Source organism: Pseudarthrobacter sp. As-47, assembly GCF_058215595.1.
In genome coordinates this window covers 350,623-366,128 of record NZ_CM177088.1, presented here as the reverse complement: position 1 = coordinate 366,128, position 15,506 = coordinate 350,623, and the positions used below count along the sequence as shown (strand labels likewise).

General features: G+C 67.1%; 16 protein-coding genes. 6 read left to right on the top strand and 10 right to left on the bottom strand.

The window, feature by feature from the left end:
* Window positions 1–53: 53 nt before the first annotated feature.
* The gene (locus tag AC4BCK_RS01715; protein WP_174178976.1) at window positions 54–659 is read right to left on the bottom strand and encodes a malonic semialdehyde reductase; all 606 of its coding nucleotides are present in this window, start codon (window positions 657–659) and stop codon (window positions 54–56) included.
* 209 nt (window positions 660–868) lie between these two features.
* Between AC4BCK_RS01715 and AC4BCK_RS01710 the strand changes: the two genes are divergently transcribed.
* The gene (locus AC4BCK_RS01710) at window positions 869–2,221 is read left to right on the top strand and encodes a uracil-xanthine permease family protein (RefSeq protein ID WP_251420801.1); all 1,353 of its coding nucleotides are present in this window, start codon (window positions 869–871) and stop codon (window positions 2,219–2,221) included.
* Here AC4BCK_RS01710 and AC4BCK_RS01705 read toward each other — a convergent pair whose 3' ends face one another.
* From AC4BCK_RS01705 to AC4BCK_RS01690, 4 genes are all read right to left on the bottom strand, one after another.
* Complete coding sequence (locus AC4BCK_RS01705) at window positions 2,222–3,088, bottom strand: SGNH/GDSL hydrolase family protein (RefSeq protein WP_174179058.1); 867 nt, start codon at window positions 3,086–3,088, stop codon at window positions 2,222–2,224.
* A gap of 47 nt (window positions 3,089–3,135) precedes the next feature.
* Window positions 3,136–4,035: a GAF domain-containing protein gene (locus AC4BCK_RS01700; RefSeq protein WP_251420799.1), complete on the bottom strand. Its 900-nt coding sequence runs from the start codon at window positions 4,033–4,035 to the stop codon at window positions 3,136–3,138.
* A 242-nt stretch (window positions 4,036–4,277) separates the two neighbouring features.
* Window positions 4,278–4,631 carry a hypothetical protein gene (locus AC4BCK_RS01695; protein WP_174178982.1) on the bottom strand — a complete coding sequence of 118 codons (354 nt, stop codon included), beginning with the start codon at window positions 4,629–4,631 and terminating at the stop codon, window positions 4,278–4,280.
* Window positions 4,632–4,686: 55 nt separating this feature from the next.
* Window positions 4,687–5,586 carry an SDR family oxidoreductase gene (locus tag AC4BCK_RS01690; protein ID WP_174178984.1) on the bottom strand — a complete coding sequence of 300 codons (900 nt, stop codon included), beginning with the start codon at window positions 5,584–5,586 and terminating at the stop codon, window positions 4,687–4,689.
* 204 nt (window positions 5,587–5,790) lie between these two features.
* On the opposite strand from AC4BCK_RS01690, the gene AC4BCK_RS01685 reads away from it, so the two are divergent.
* Both AC4BCK_RS01685 and AC4BCK_RS01680 read left to right on the top strand, forming a co-directional pair.
* Entirely contained in the window at window positions 5,791–6,312 is a 522-nt protein-coding gene (locus AC4BCK_RS01685) for a DUF6328 family protein (protein WP_310110074.1), read from the top strand.
* Between the two features lie 2 nt (window positions 6,313–6,314).
* Window positions 6,315–6,977 (top strand): DUF6766 family protein, encoded by a 663-nt coding sequence (locus tag AC4BCK_RS01680; protein WP_310110072.1) that lies wholly within the window; start codon window positions 6,315–6,317, stop codon window positions 6,975–6,977.
* Window positions 6,978–7,058: 81 nt separating this feature from the next.
* On the opposite strand, the gene AC4BCK_RS01675 is transcribed toward AC4BCK_RS01680, so the two are convergent.
* The 5 genes from AC4BCK_RS01675 to AC4BCK_RS01655 all read right to left on the bottom strand — a co-directional run bounded on the left by AC4BCK_RS01675 (window position 7,059) and on the right by AC4BCK_RS01655 (window position 10,764).
* Complete coding sequence (locus tag AC4BCK_RS01675) at window positions 7,059–8,183, bottom strand: glycerate kinase (protein ID WP_251420795.1); 1,125 nt, start codon at window positions 8,181–8,183, stop codon at window positions 7,059–7,061.
* 87 nt (window positions 8,184–8,270) lie between these two features.
* Window positions 8,271–9,080 carry an SDR family oxidoreductase gene (locus tag AC4BCK_RS01670; RefSeq protein WP_490566510.1) on the bottom strand — a complete coding sequence of 270 codons (810 nt, stop codon included), beginning with the start codon at window positions 9,078–9,080 and terminating at the stop codon, window positions 8,271–8,273.
* Between the two features lie 100 nt (window positions 9,081–9,180).
* Window positions 9,181–9,600: a hypothetical protein gene (locus AC4BCK_RS01665; protein ID WP_251420791.1), complete on the bottom strand. Its 420-nt coding sequence runs from the start codon at window positions 9,598–9,600 to the stop codon at window positions 9,181–9,183.
* Window positions 9,601–9,689: 89 nt separating this feature from the next.
* Window positions 9,690–9,836, bottom strand: coding sequence for a hypothetical protein (locus AC4BCK_RS01660; RefSeq protein WP_363936766.1), 147 nt, complete (start codon window positions 9,834–9,836; stop codon window positions 9,690–9,692).
* A gap of 157 nt (window positions 9,837–9,993) precedes the next feature.
* The gene (locus tag AC4BCK_RS01655) at window positions 9,994–10,764 is read right to left on the bottom strand and encodes a class I SAM-dependent methyltransferase (RefSeq protein WP_310110398.1); all 771 of its coding nucleotides are present in this window, start codon (window positions 10,762–10,764) and stop codon (window positions 9,994–9,996) included.
* Between the two features lie 259 nt (window positions 10,765–11,023).
* On the opposite strand from AC4BCK_RS01655, the gene AC4BCK_RS01650 reads away from it, so the two are divergent.
* The 3 genes from AC4BCK_RS01650 to AC4BCK_RS01640 all read left to right on the top strand — a co-directional run bounded on the left by AC4BCK_RS01650 (window position 11,024) and on the right by AC4BCK_RS01640 (window position 15,458).
* The gene (locus AC4BCK_RS01650; protein WP_364273410.1) at window positions 11,024–12,664 is read left to right on the top strand and encodes an ATP-binding protein; all 1,641 of its coding nucleotides are present in this window, start codon (window positions 11,024–11,026) and stop codon (window positions 12,662–12,664) included.
* 18 nt (window positions 12,665–12,682) lie between these two features.
* Window positions 12,683–14,230 (top strand): putative bifunctional diguanylate cyclase/phosphodiesterase, encoded by a 1,548-nt coding sequence (locus AC4BCK_RS01645; protein ID WP_366278057.1) that lies wholly within the window; start codon window positions 12,683–12,685, stop codon window positions 14,228–14,230.
* Between the two features lie 166 nt (window positions 14,231–14,396).
* On the top strand, window positions 14,397–15,458 hold the full coding sequence (locus AC4BCK_RS01640) for an EAL domain-containing protein (RefSeq protein WP_490566509.1): 1,062 nt from the start codon (window positions 14,397–14,399) through the stop codon (window positions 15,456–15,458).
* Window positions 15,459–15,506 lie beyond the last annotated feature (48 nt).

Sequence of the window (15,506 nt, the reverse complement as noted above, 5' to 3'; positions counted from 1 at the left end):
GAGCGATGGCCAAAAAGCTGCATTAAGTGAGAGAGCGTCCCGGGGGTTGGGGGTTAGACGGTGCGGACGACATCCTCGTAGGAGAACTTGGGCTTGGCCTCGCCCCAGGCGTCTGCGGCGGGCTGGCCGATGTTGACCACCAGGAAGCTCTTCTGGTCACCCGCGGGGAAGAACGCCTCATCGATGGCACCGAAGTCGGCTCCGGTCATGGGGCCCGCGGAGAACCCGAGGGAGCGTACGGCCAGGATGAAGTAGCCGGCCTGCAGGTGCGCGTTGTTGTTGCCCGTGGCGGCGGCGAGTTCCGGGTTGGCGTCGTACATGGCCTTGGGGGCGTTGTAGCCGGGGAGGAAGGTGTCCCACTGGCCCGCCCAGTTGGTGTCATAGCTGAGGATGGCCACCAGCGGGGCGGAGGCGGTCTTGGCGCGGTTGCCTGGCATGAGGGCGTCAACAAGCTTGGCGCGGGCTTCGTCCGAGCGGACATAGGTGACGCGCAGCGGCTGGGAGTTGAAAGCGGTGGGGCCGAACTTGGTGAGCTCGTAGATGGCCTGCGCCTGCTCGTCGGTCACCTCTCCGGTGAACGAGTTGGCGGTGCGGGCCTGCGCGAAAATAGCGTCGACGGCGGCCGGATCGATAACCGCTTCTTCATGGGCAATGGTCATTGGCGTACCTTTCGCTGTGCCTCCCCGTTTGCGTCGGGGCCGGCGTCGTTGCTTTCCATGGTTGCAACTTCAACCAGCGGTGTCCTCTTCCCGTGACGGCCCGTGACATCGGACACAACGGTCCGTGGGCAGGGCGCGGGCGGTATCCTTGTCCCAGTTAATCTCCGCCCTCCGCGGCATCCCCGAAAGCCCCCGAAAGGCCTCCGCCCATGAGCATGCTCGGAATCAAATGGAAGCTGCACGGCACAGGCAAGTCCATCAAGCCGGGGCACGTGGTGGCCCCCGATGAGCGCCTGGCCTGGCCGCTGACCATCGGCGTGGGCATGCAGCACGTGGTGGCCATGTTCGGCGCCACGTTCCTGGTGCCCATCATCACCGGCATGCCCCCTGCCACCACTTTGTTCTTCTCCGGCATCGGAACGCTGCTCTTCCTGGTGATCACCAAGGGCCGGGTTCCCAGTTACCTCGGCTCAAGCTTCGCGTTCATCGCACCCATCATGGCGTCCCAGCAGCAGTTCGGCGTGCCGGGAGCGCTGGGCGGCGTGGTCCTGGCCGGCGCGGCCCTGGCCCTGGTGGGCGCCATCGTCCAGAAGTTCGGCGCGGGCTGGATCAACCGGCTGATGCCGCCCATCGTCACCGGTGCCATCGTGGCGCTGATCGGGCTCAACCTCGCACCGGCGGCCAAGCAGAATTTCGACGCCGCCCCCGTCACCGCCGTGGTCACCCTGGCCACCATCATCCTGGTCAGCGTGCTGTTCCGGGGGATCCTGGGCCGCCTCAGCATCCTGGTGGGCGTGGTGGTGGGCTACCTTGTGGCGATGCTGCGCGGCGAAGTGAGCTACGACAAGATGGAGGCTGCGGCCTGGGTGGGCCTGCCACAGTTCCAGACTCCCGAGTTCCATGTGGGTGTCCTGGGCCTGTTCGTGCCCGTGGTGCTGGTCCTGGTTGCGGAGAACATCGGCCACGTCAAGTCCGTAGCCGCCATGACCGGCCAGAACCTCGACGGCGTGTCCGGCCGGGCGCTGATGGCTGACGGCGCCGCCACGGTGTTGGCCGGCTTCGGCGGCGGCTCCGGCACCACCACGTACGCAGAAAACATCGGCGTCATGGCCGCCACCAAGGTTTACTCGACGGCGGCCTACTGGGTGGCAGGCGTCTTCGCCATCGTCCTGAGCTTTTCCCCCAAGTTCGGCGAACTCATCGCCACCGTCCCGCCCGGTGTGCTGGGCGGCGCGGCCACCATGCTGTACGGCATGATCGGTATCCTCGGCGTGAAGATCTGGGTGCAGAACAGGGTGAACTTCTCGAACCCGGTGAACCTGACCACCGCCGCCGTGGCACTCATCATCGGCATCGCGGACTACACCTGGACCATCGGTGACCTGAAGTTCACCGGCATCGCACTGGGATCAGCAGCGGCCCTGGTGATCTACCACGGCATGAAGGCCATCGCGAAGGCCCGGGGCACGGCGGCCGAGCCCGAAACCGAGCCGGCGGGGCTTCCTCCCCAGGCCAAGGCAGCGGGGAACGCTGCCGCCCGGCGCGCCCCGAAAAAGCGCTAGCTAGGCCTCCTTCAGGGACAAGGGCTCGGCAGGCAGTCCCGGAGGATGGACTGCCTGCAGATGCCCATGCCCGAAGACGGGCCCGGGACGGGGACGTTTGGGAACCAGCGGGGCCTCCGCGGGGTGCCTGACCTGGCGGATTGCCCAGGGTACGAGGTATTCGCGGGCCCAGGCGATGTCCTTGGCCCGGGCTTCCTTCCAGTTGCGGGGCGGGAGCGCCTTGGGCTGCAAGGGTTCAAGGCTGTGGGGAACGGCCAGCGCCTGCAGCACTCCCAAGGCTATGGTGTGGTGGCCCAGCGGGGAGAAGTGCAGGCGGTCAGGGTCCCACATGCCGGGCCTGGTGAGGTCACGCAGGCACCACAGGTCAACCATCACAGCGTTATGCCGGGCGGCCACCACGTGCAGGTTTTCGTTGAGGATGGCCACTTTGCCGCGTATCTGGCCGAAGACCGGTGTGGCGCCCCAGTCGGGACCGGCGAAGAGGACCACAGTGGCCCCGGAACGGGTGAGCTGCTCCACTCCGGCGTCGATCTTCTCGGCCAGCTTGTCCGGATCGCTGCGGCGGAACACAATGTCGTTGCCGCCGGCGGAGAGCGTCACCAGGTCAGGCTGTGCGGCGAGCGCCGGCCCCACCTGCTGATCCAGGATCTGCTGCAGCCGCAGGCCCCGGATCGCGAGGTTGGCATAGGCGAAATCCGGCTGTCCCGCGCTGAGTTCCTCGGCCACCCTGTCAGCCCAGCCCCGCAGCCCGCCCTGGTTCTTGGGCTCGGGATCCCCCACCCCCTCCGTGAAGGAGTCGCCGAGTGCCACATAGCGGTGCCACGGGTGATGCCCTGGTCCAGGAGCCTGTTCCGCCGGGCTTGCCATATCCAGGCCAACCGGCCGGCCGGGCGACTGCTCCTGCTTCGGCGTTGTCATGCCGTCCTCCCTTCCGCGGTGCGGGATGCGTCCTTGCCCCGCCCGGCCCTCCGCCGGCGGGGCTGTTCCTCCTGCTCCAGCTCGGCTGGGGGCAGCAGGCGGAAGTCCGCGACGCCGTCGGGCGTTCCTTGCCTGAGCCCGGAGGGCTCCCTGCCGGGCTCCCCGGGCATGGGGTTCTCCCTCCCGGGACCAGGCGCAACAACGTTCAGCGCGGCATCGCGCAGGTCGAGTTCGTGGTGCACCGCCTGTGTCTGCAGGAACCGCAGTGCCCCCTCGCGGCTGAGGCCGTACTCGTCCATGAGGCTGCGCACCGCCAGGTCCACCAGGACAAGGGAGCTTTGCACGACGGCGATGCCCGCTTTGGCCTCGGCGCGTTCGGCCGTGCGCACCACAACACGCAGGGCCCGGGCCACATGGTGCGCGTAGCTGCGGCTTCGGAGTAGGTCGTCGCTGCTGAAGGCGTGCGGGACGGCGGCGTAGAGGTTGATGGCGGCGCTCGTCGCGCCTTCGGAGGCGATCGGCATGGACAGGAGCGACTGGACCCCATGGCCGGCGGCCGCGCTGGCGTACCCGGGCCAGCGCCGGTCCCGGCTGACGTCGGACAGCAGCACGAATTCGCCGGTACGGAGGGCTTCGAGGGCCGGTCCGTCAGCGAAGGAGCACTGTTCCTGGTTTGCTTCGAGTGCTCTCTCGGTGCTGGCGGCGACGGTGTGTGCCTGTCCCAGGCGGAAGAGCGTGGCCGCCCAGCTGATGCCGCGCTGCTCGCCCCTGATGTCCGCCATGAAGTCACGGGTGACTTCCCAGAGGTACGTTTCGACGTCCTTGCTGTCGAACACCTGTTCCGGGGGTACTGGAAGGGGTCCCCAGCCGAGCTGCGCTGCGGGTTCAGCCGCCATGATTTACGCCTTGGTTGAAGCGCTCCGGCCTACTGCAAAACCTCTTTCTAAGAATACGTCTCCAGCGCGTTTCAAGGGAGGGGCAGTGCGTTCCGGCCTGCGGGGTTCACACCGTGGACACACGGCATCGCAGGCGCCCCCCCGACATGAAAAAGGCCTCCGCGGCGTGGTTCGCAGGGAACCACGCCGCGGAGGCCTCCAGGGACGGCGGTTACCGCCCCCAGGGAGCGGCAGCCGTCCCGTTACCCGGCGTCGAAGCTCTCGCCGCCGTCGTCGTTCGGTGATTTCTCCTCGGGCAGGTCGTTGCCGCTGCCGTCCGGAAGGCCGGCGGCTTCCTGGCCGGACTCGGACGAGACCGGGGCCGAGCCCTGAGAGTCGTCGTTGGACTCATCAATCTCGGCGGCGCTGGAGGGAAGATCAACGTCGCGGGGCACGGGATCCGCCTCCGGATCGGACTGCGGCTCGTTGGTGTCGGCGCCGCCCGCGCCGGAACCGTTCACTGGCGCCTGGGATCCGCCCATCTCCTGCTCGGCGGTGGGAGTGCCGTAGCCGCCCGGGTCCGATTCGGGCTGGGCATGCTGGTTTTCCTGCGTCATGATTTCCTCCTGTTGTCGGTTCGGATGAAGCTGTCCTGCTGGCGTGGATACAGCGTTAGAGGCCCTTGCCGCCGGTTACCGGCAGCACTGCCCCGGAAATGTAGGAGCCGTCCTCGGAGGCCAGCAGCACATAGGCGGCCGCGAGCTCGGCCGGCTGGCCGGCCCGTTCCAGTGGCGTGTCCTGGCCGAACGTGGGGAGTTTGTCCGGCCATTCCGTTGCCGGGATCAGCGGGGTCCAGATGGGCCCGGGGGCTACGGCGTTGACCCTGATGCCCTTGGGCCCGAGTTCCTGTGCCAGCGCCTTGGTGAACGCCACCTGGGCGGCCTTGGTCATGGCGTAGTCGATCAGCGCCGGGGACGGGTTGAAAGCCTGGATCGATGCCGTGGTGATGATGGACGCGCCCGGCTTCAAATGGGGTACCGCGGCCCGCGCCGTCCACAGCAGGGAGTAGAGGTTGGTCTTGAAGACCCGGTCGAATTCCTCGGTGGGCAGCGACTCCAGGCTTTCGCGGTTCTTTTGGTACGCGGCGTTCAGGACCACCACGTCCAGCCGGCCGAATCCGGACGCGGTTTCCTCAGCGATGCGGGTGCTGAAATCCTCTTCCCGGCCGTCTCCCGCAAACAGCAGGACCCGCTGGCCGGCCTTGCGGATCCAGTCCGCGGTGTCCTGCGCGTCCTCTTCCTCTTCCGGAAGGTAGGAGATGGCTACGTCGGCGCCCTCACGCGCGAAGGCGATCGCGGCGGCCTTGCCGATTCCGGAATCGCCGCCCGTGATGAGGGCGGCCTTGCCCTGGAGTTTGCCGTGCCCCTCGTAGCTCAGTTCCCCGTGGTCAGGCTTCGGGTCCATCGGCGCCGTGAGCCCGGGTTGCTTCTGCTCCTGCTCCGGGAACGGTCCGGAGTGGTAGCCGCCCCGGGGATCCTTTGGCTGGTCCTTCTGCTTGTCTGTGTCGCTCATAGTCCGCCTGCTCACTGTGTCGGTTTTCGAAGAGCTCCGCCGTGCACCTGCTCTTCGAAGCTATCCCGGCCGGAGGAACAAAGTCCACCGATCGGAGCGAATAATCAGTAAACTTATCAAATGTAGGTCGCGGTGCAACGCCTGCCGTGTTTCCAGGCACGGGAAGAGCAGAAAGGGAGCGGGCAGGCGGAGGAAGGAGAGGCAATGTCCGAGGTGGAGGATTACACGGGCCGGACGGGCAGGAACGAAACCCGTGAGGAGCAGCTGGACCGCAACTGGGCCGAACTGCTGCAGGAGATGCGGGTGCTGCAGATGGGCGTCCAGATCCTGGCCGGATTCCTGCTCACGCTCCCCTTCCAGGAGCGCTTTGAAATCCTTGACGATTTCCAGGTTGGCCTCTACCTCACCAACGTGGTGATTGCTGCGCTCACCACCGCGCTCATCCTCCTTCCGGTCAGCGTGCACCGCCGGCTCTTCCGAAAGCGGCTCAAGGAAACCCTGGTAGCCAGCGGGGACACCATCGCAAAAATCACCCTTGCGGGAATCGCGCTGTTGAGTGCGGGTACCGCTGCGCTGGTTTTCGACGTGACCGCCGGACGTACGGCCGGCCTCACTGCCGGCGGAGCGCTGTTGGCGGTGATGGTGGTCCTGCTGGTTTACGTCCCCGTACACCTGAACAGGCGCGCCGCCGCGGGGCAGGGATCGCCCCACCCGAACGGGGAATAGCCATGGCCAGGTGGATCAAGGAGCACGGGCTGCTCCTGGTCAATGCCGGGCTGTTCCTGGCTTTCCTGGCCGGGATGATCCTGACGGGGGCAGCCAACTACAGCGAGGAACAACAGGCGCACGGGGGCTCCGCCGTGTCAGTCCTGCAGTTTATGGCCACCGGGGAATTCGTTGAAGCCACCTTTGAAAACTGGGAGAGCGAGTTCCTGCAGATGGCCATGTACGTGGTCCTGACGGTGTTCCTGTTCCAGAAGGGCTCCTCCGAATCCAAGCCGGTCGGCACAGCCGCGCCCCAGGATGAGGATCCCCGCCAGGCCGCCATCAGCAAGGCCACCCCGTGGCCCGTGAAGCGGGGCGGCGCCGTGCTGAAGGTGTATGAGCATTCGCTGTCGATACTCCTGTTTGCCCTCTTCCTGGGATCGTTCGCCGCGCATGCGCTGGGCGGCGCGCAGGCGTACAACGAGGAACAGCAAAGCCACGGGCAGCCCTCTGTCACCGCCCTCCAGTACATGGGCACCAGCCGGTTCTGGTTCGAGTCCTTCCAGAACTGGCAAAGCGAATTCCTGGCCGTCGCCGTCCTCGTGGGGGCGTCCGTTTACCTTCGCGAGAAGGGGTCGCCGGAATCCAAGCCCGTTGCGGAACCCCATCACGACACCGGCACCTGAACCGATGTTCCAGGGTCACTGTCGCGCCGCGGGTCATTGGCGGGAGCGCCCCGCTGACCCGCCCAGGTTTCCGCCGCGCTGCTAAGCGCCCTCGAGGACCTGGCTTGTTGCCCACGCCAGGTACTTGGCGGCATGGGCGACGGCGTCCTGGGGGCTGGGAGCCACGTCCAGCAGCTGCGCGGCAGCCACCACCCCGTGCTCAGCAAGCTCCTCGGGCGTCACCAGGATGCGGCCGGCCACGACGATTACGGGAATCCCGCGCTCCCGTGCCGCGTCCGCGAGCGCGATGGGCGCTTTTCCGGTCAGGGACTGCGAGTCCATGGAGCCTTCCCCGGTGATCACCAGGTCCGCGTCACCCAGTTGCCCGGCCAGGCCGGTGAGTCCCGCCACCAGCGCGAACCCGCCTTCCAGCGTGGCACCGGTGAAGGCAAGGAACGACGCCGGGAAGCCGCCGGCGGCGCCGGCGCCCGGGACGTTCACGTCCCGGCCGGTGGCCTCACGGAGGATGGACGCCCAGTTGCGTAAGCCGGCGTCGAGCAGTTCCACGGTGTCCGCGTCCGCGCCCTTTTGCGGCGAGAAGACGTGCGCGGCGCCGGACGTTCCATAGAGCGGATTCCTGACGTCCACGGCGATCCTGAAGGTGGTGGCGGCAAGCCGGGGATCCAGCCCGCTGGTGTCCAGTGCCGCGACATCGGCAAGTGACCCGCCACCCAGGGGCACCACGTTCCCGGCGGAGTCGAGCGGCTTGAGACCCAGGGCGCGGAGGGCGCCACTGCCGCCGTCCGTCATGGCCGATCCGCCCAGGCCAAGCACGATCTCCGTGGCTCCGGCGTCCAAGGCAGCCGCAATGAGCTGTCCGCAGCCGTAGCTGTGGGCCCGGAGCGCGTTGGCCGGGGTGGGCTCCATCTCTGCAAGGCCGGAGGCCTGGGCCGTTTCGATGACAGCGGTGACCTTGCCGTCGTCGGCCTTGTTGATGGCCCACGCGGCGCCGAGGGGGGCGAGGATGGGACCGACCACGGCGTTGAGCCGTTCCTCGAAGCCGGCGGCCACTGCCGCCTCCAATGTTCCCTCGCCGCCGTCGGCAATGGGGAACTGGGTGGCAACGGCCTCCGGGTACACGCGCAGCGCGCCTTCCGCGATGGCAGCAGCGGCTTCAGCCGCCGTCAGGGAACCCTTGAACTTGTCCGGAGCAATAAGAATGCGCATGCGCTCCATCATGCCAGCAGTCGACGGGAAAGCGCTTGCCGAATCCGTCATCCGGACAGCTCGCCCACCGCACCGCAGCCGTACGGCCTACCCTTCGCGCCACTCCTGGCTGGTGATGTGGGATCCGGCCTGCGGCCCCATCTGCAGCATCCCGCCATCCACCGCCCAGGAGGCGCCGTTCACGTAGCTGGAAGCAGGCGAGGCCAGGAAGGCAATAACGGCGGCAACTTCCCGCGCGTCACCGGGCCTGCCCAGCGGGACACCCGGCCGGTCCTTGGTGACGGGGTCCTCATTTTCCTGTCCGGTCATGGGTGTGGCGATCTCCCCCGGCGCCACACTGTTGGCAGTAATGCCGTGCTCGGCAAGCTCAAGCGCCAGGGTCTTCATGAGTCCGCCGAGGCCGTGCTTGGACGCGTCGTAGGCGGCGGCCCCTACCCTCGGCTGGAATTCATGGACGCTGGTGACGGCAATGAGGCGCCCGCCCCGGCCCGCCTTTACCATCCGGCGGGCAGCGGCCTGGAGGCACACAAACGCGCCGTTGAGGTTGGTGTCCAGGGTGCGCATCCAGGTGTCGACGTCGATGTCCAGGAACTTGGTCCCGTCGCCGGTTCCGGCATTGTTGACGAAGACGTCCACTCCGCCCAGCCCCTCCGCCAGCTCGTCGACGACGGCCGCGGCGGCATGGAGGTCAGTGGTATCAAGCTGCCGCACCACGGCCTTGCGGCCCAGGCCGCGGATCTCTTCCGCCGTACCCTCGGCCCCGGCCTTGTCCGAGTGCCAGGTGACGCCCACGTCCATTCCTGCCCGGGCCAGGGCGAAGGCGGCAGCCTTGCCTATGCCGGAGTCCGATCCGGTCACGATGGCGGTACGTGGAGTGAATCCTGCGGTGTCATGCATGGCGGCAGCCTTTCAGTCGGTCATGCATCCAACGCGTGGAGCATTCAGGTGGTGGGGCATTCGGTGGACGAAGCCTTCAGCGGAAGATGGCTCCAGCGGCTCAGGCCGGGCGGCGGAGCTCCGGCGACGGCGGGTACTCGCCGTTCCGCGGAGCTTCCGGCTCTTCCGGCACGGCCATCAGCGGGACTGCGAACGTCACCACCGGGCGGCCTTCCGGATCATCGGCCGACCGGATGGTCAGGCTCCTGGTGCCCGGGGGCACCGAAGGGGTGAAGGCCTGCAGGTTCCGGGACTCCAGCGTGGCCGAGTCCCGGAAGGAATACTCGGTGCCGAAGTGGTCCTGCAGGATAAGGCGCGGCTCGGGGCCGTCGGCGGAGGCCAACTGGATGTTGACCACCAGCCCGGTGGCCCAGATTTCGACCGAAAGGATGGTGAACTCCGTGCGGTGGGTGACGTGCTGGCCGTAGGTCGGCGGCAGCAGCATCCCCCGAAGGCCGCCGGAGGGAATGAGTTTGCGCATCGTGGTTCCTGTAGGTTCTGGGGCCGACGTTGGCGAAGCGGCGCCGGCCTGGAAGCCGGTGCCGGGCAGCGCGCGGCGGGCGGGGTGGCTTAGGCGTGGTCGTGGCCGGCGTTTTTTGGGCGGAAGAGCGGACCGCTGCGGGCCCTGCCGTCGCGGGGGCCGGCACCCAGGCCCTCGCCATGCCAGCCTGATGCAGGGCCGCTGATCCTCTTGCCCTTGCCCTTGCCCTGTTCCACGGTAGCCAGCCTTTCCCCCGGAAGCTCTAACTAGTAAGACTACTTACCATGTAGCCTCCGGATCCTCCCTCGTGTCAAGGGCTTTGGATCTCTCTTGTGGAACAACTGTGGGGATCACCAACAGGAACCCGACAGCCCCCGGGGCGTGAACCCCTGCCTAACCCCGCGGGCGCAGCACAGCGAAATAGCCCGGAACCCGGCTTTGCCCGTCCACCCCGGTCGTCGGGTTCGTTTCGATGGCCACCTCACCGTCGGCCAGGAGTTCCCAGGCCTCCGGCGGAAAGGCCCGCGAGCGCTCGTCCGGGCCGAAGTGGCCGGGCATGGGCAACCCGCGGATGGCCCGTTCCAGCGGGGCAGGGATGCTGCGGGTTGTGGCGCCGAGGTGGGAAACATACTGCACCGGGTTGCCCTGGAAATTGGTCTCCGCCAGGAACACCGTGCCGCGGCGTCCGGCCAGGAGCCGCAGGTTGTCCACCATTGCCGCCTGGTCCGCTGCATCCAGGACGTGAAGGACGCCCCTGATGAAGACGTTCGCGTCGCCTTGGACGCTGAGTGCCTGCGCCGCTCCGGTCCCGGTCATGTCCAGGGCCTGGTAACGGACCTTGGCTGCACCCCTGCCGGCCTGGGTCTCCGCGTCGGCATGGGCTACGGCGTGCCCGGACACGTCCACGCCCACGGCCTCGGTGAAAACGCCCGCCAGCGCCCTGGTGAAACGACCATGCCCGCAGCCCACGTCAATGACGGGAAGTTCCCGGTCCAGGTATCGGAGCAGGACGTCCCTGTAACCAAGGAATTCGTTGTCCGTACCCGGGTCCCAGAGAATTTCGCTGCCGGCACCCTTCCCCCGGATGCCCGCCCAGTACGTGTCCCACGCCACCGGCCGGTCCTTGGGGGCAGAGCGGGACAGCCTGATGAGCTTGGGGAGCATCAGGTACTTCTGCAGGACGGAACGCACAGACTTTGCGGCTGGGGACTTCGCTGGGGAGGACACGGAAACAAATATAGGTGCCCCGCCACTCCCGGACGCGACCTGCCGGAATGTTGCAGGCCGCATGTCCGCGATTCCGGCACTTACCCGCCCGCGCGGGGCCGGGGAAAGCCCACCTCCCACTTAACGTGCGGCTTTCACCGAGCCGCCCGTCCGGCGTCGCCATACAATGTACTCAACTGGGAGGGAAGGGGGCACTGTGGCGGCTGAATCGCCGAGTGACCTGCGTGCGCCGCGCACCGCCGTCGTGGCAGATCCCGACGGCGGGCGGCTGGAATTTTACGCCCGGACGTTGCGGGACGCCGGCTACAGCGTCCTGTGCGCGGGGAACGCTGACGAACTCACCGCTGCAGTGGATTCAGGCCAGCCCTCCGTGGTGGTTGTCGACGCCTCGCTCTCCGCCGTGGAAACGGCCGCGCCGGTCCTGGTGGTGGTGGACCTGGACAATCCGGCTGAGCTCGCAGCCATGAGTCCCGCCGGCATCCACGACTGCATCGCCAAGCCGCCGCCGCCCCGGGAACTGGTCCACCGGGCCACCGCACTGATCGACCAGGTGGCACGCCGCAAGGCCGCACGGCAGGAAACCGAAGCCCTCCGCGAACAGCTCCGGGAAGTATCCGCCGCTGTCCGGGCAACAAACGATCCGGAGGAAATAGCCCGCCTCGTGGTGGCCGGCTTCGGCCGGACGTTCAAGGCCGACCACGTCTGGCTGGCCACCTTCGAGGACAGCCGGGTTCCCCGCATCCAGGCCGCATGGAACAGGCCGGGGCTGGAACCCCTCCCGGAACAGGCGCTTCCGGATGAACAGTACTCGCGGCAGACGGCGGACCGGCTGTGGGCCGGCGCCGAGAGAATGTCCACCGCCGGGACGGAGGAGCCTGCGGCGGGAGACGCCCCTGCACCGGGGATCGCCAACGCGGTCTCCTCGCTGGCGGTGCCCATGGGCGAGGGAAGCTCATCGCTGGGCATCATCTGGATCGCGATGCTTGACGGGCCGCGGACATGGTCCGGCACCGAGCTCGGGCTCTTGCAGCACGTGGCCGGCAATGCGGCGCACGGACTCATCCAGAGCCACCTGATCAGCAGCCAGCAGCAGGTGGTGAAGCAGCTGCAGCAGCTCGATAAGGCCAAAACCGACTTCCTGGCCACGGTGAACCATGAGCTGCGGACGCCGCTGACGTCCATCATGGCGTACCTGGACATGATCCAGGAGAGCACCGAACAGCCTGTCTCCCCCGAGGTCCACCAGATGCTGGACATCGTGGTCCGGAACACGGAGCGGCTCCGGATCCTGATCGAGGACATGCTGAGCGTCTCCCGCAATGGCCTTGACGACAGCTTGATGCACCTCACTCCCGTACGGCTGGGACACACCCTGGACCTGGTCGCGGCGGCACTTCGGCCCCTGGCCACGCAGCAAAACGTCACCATCGCCGTGGACCCGGTCCCGGAGGATCCGGAGATCCTCGCCGATGAGGTGCAGCTGCAGCAGGTCTTCACCAACCTGGTTTCCAACGCCATCAAGTTCACCCCGAGCGGTGGGCGGATTGAGGTGGGCAGCGAGTCGCACGCGGCCTCGGACGGCTCCCGCTGGGCCACCGTCAGCGTCGCGGACACCGGCATCGGCATTTCGAGCGACGAGATCGACCACGTCTTCACGCGGTTCTACCGGGCCTCCAACGCCATGACCGGAGCCATTCCCGGGACCGGCCTGGGGCTGGCGATCACCAAGGACATCGTGTCCCGCCACGGCGGCCGGATCGACGTGTCGTCCACCCTGGGCAGCGGCACCACCGTCACCGTCAGCCTGCCCCTTGATACCCGCAGCCAGGAAAACTGAGCACAATGCAGGAACACGATGTTTGCGGATAACGACCCGCGGCTCTCCCAGCTGCTGGAAGGCATTGTGCGGCTGGCGTCCGGCGACCTCACCTCCCGGATCGAGGTGTCCCCTGCGCGCGACGAGCTCGACGCGATCATCATGGGCACCAACCTGCTGGCCGAGGACCTGCAGATCATCTATGAGGAGCTCGAGCAGCGCGTGCAGGTGCGCACCCAGCTCCTCCACGAGGCCCACCTGGAAATGCAGAAGATGGCCATGCAGGACCCGCTCACGGGCCTGGCAAACCGTTCCGCCCTGATCGACGCACTCAAGGATGCGCTGGAGGCGGACGCCGCGTCCCCTTCCGGGGAGGGCCCGGCCCTCCTGCTGATGGACCTGGACGCCTTCAAGTCCATCAACGACAGCCTGGGCCACACCGCCGGCGACCACGTCCTGGTGACCGTGGGCGAAAGGATCCGCAGCGCGGTCCGTGAGTCCGACGTCGTTGCCCGCCTGGGCGGTGACGAGTTCGCCATCGTCCTGCCCGCGGCGTCCCCGGACCAGGCAGGCATCGTGGGGCACCGCATCCTGGCGGCCCTGGGCCAGCCGGTGGAGCTGCCCGGCCGCAGCGTGCGCTGCGGTGCGAGCATCGGACTCAGCGCCGGCGGCGCCGGCAAGACCCCAGAGGACATGCTGATGGAGGCCGACGTCGCCATGTACGCCTCCAAGGCTGAAGGCCAGAACCGGCTGCACCGCTTTGAACCCGGGCTCCTGCTGGTCCGCAGGCTCCGCAGCCAGCTGGTGGAGGACCTGCGTGCCACCCTCAAGGACGGCGGCCTCACGCTCTACTACCAGCCCGTGGTGGAGCTGGCCACCGGGCGGATCGAAGGCGTGGAGGCCCTGGTCCGCTGGAACCACCCGACACGCGGCTTCATCATGCCCGACGAGTTCATTCCCCTCGCCGAAGAGGCCGGGCTGATCTCCGAGCTGGGGCTGTGGGTGCTCCGGGCCGCGGTGCACCAGCTCCGCGAATGGATCAACGCGTCCCTGGTGGACAGCCGGTTCTCCGTCCGGATCAATATCTCGGCCACAGACCTGCAGAGCCTGCAGTTCATCGAGGACGTCAGGAACGTCCTGAAGGAAACCGGCGTCAGGCCCGAACAGGTGGTCCTGGAGCTGACGGAAGTGGCAATCGTCAAAGGGAACGAGCTGGACCGCTACTCGCTGGGCGGGCTGCGGGGCCTGGGCGTCGGCATCGAGATCGACGATTTCGGCACCGGGTACTCGTCCATCAGTTATTTGCGCCGGCTGCCGGTGGACCGGGTCAAAGTAGACCGGTCCCTCATCACCGGCCTGGGAAGCGACCCCACCCAGCCGGCACTGGTGTCAGCGGTCCTGCAGCTCATCAGGGCCTGTGGGCTGGAAGCTGTGTGGGAAGGTGTGGAAACGGCAGAGCAGGCCGAGTTGCTGCGCGGCCTGGGCTGCCTCAGCGCCCAGGGCTATTTCTTCAGCAGGCCGGTCCCGCCTGAACAAATTCCGGCATTATTGGCGGCCCAGGCTAAAAGCGCAGCCCGGCAGCGGTAAAGTACTGCGCTTTTGTTTCCCGCGATATACGATCATCGTGCGGTGTCTGGGTTTTCGTCGCCGCGAAAATCAGGTTTCAGCATGGACACCGAATTTTAAAGGCTGTTAGAAATTGAACAACATCGGGGCCAATGGGTCATTACTTCGTCAACTGGGGGCGTAGCTAATGTCGGTTCGAATACAGGCATGGGGAATTATTGCCGCTGTGCTGGCGGATACTGATCCGTCCGGAGCGGCTGTCCGGCAGCGGTTGAGCAACAGCCTGGATGAGAATCCGGGAGTGCCGGAACGGGCGCTGCTCGAATATCTCCTCGATACGCGGCGCAGCGATGCCAATACCGCGGAAACGCTGGAGAGCGCGCGGGAAATGCGGCTCACCCCCGCGGTCCCGCCGAAAGTGGCGGAGCAAATCGACGCGATCCGCAGCTTGTCACGCATCAGCGCGCTGCTCGAAAGCCAGATGCTGATGACCGCCTTCCAGCCCATCTACGGGCTGGAGGAAAAGAGCGTGGTGGGAGTCGAGGCATTATCCCGGTTCGTCAGCGATGACGGTGCCGCCGCGGAACTGTGGTTTGCCGAGGCCGCCGCCGTCGGCCTGGGCGCGAACCTGGAATTCGCCGCGCTGGGATCCGCTGCCGCTGCGGCGAAGTCGCTTCCCGGGAACCTGTTCGTATCCCTTAACATTTCGCCCGCTTCCTGCCTGGATCCCCGGCTGCCTGAATTGTTTGACCACATCGATCTCCCCATCAACCGTGTGGTGCTCGAAATGACGGAGACCGTCAAGGACGAGGAATACCCGCAGTTCATTTCCGCCATCAATCCGCTGCGTGACAGGGGACTGAGGATCGCCGTGGACGACACCCATTCAGGGGCGGGGGCGCTGAGCCGGATGGTGCACCTGAGGCCGGACTTCCTGAAGCTGGGCCGGAATGTCATTGGCGATGTGGACAAGGACGGCATCCAGCGTGCCCTGGCCGCCTGCCTGGTGGATTTCGCGGAACAGATCGGCACCACGCTTGTGGCTGAGGGTGTGGAAACCGTGGGGGAACTCAAGGTCCTCACCGAACTCGGAATCAGCGCCGGGCAGGGCTACCTGCTGGGCCGGCCCTCTGTCCGGCCCAAGGACTGGGCCAGCTGGAACGGCCGCCTGGACCTGGACGGGCTCAACCGCCACCTTGCCGGGCGCGATCAGGCCGGGGAGGCTTCGTTCGCCAGCGAACAGCACTGACCCGGCTGGTGGCGGAGCAGGGCCCCTCGGGACTGCGTCCGGAGGGGC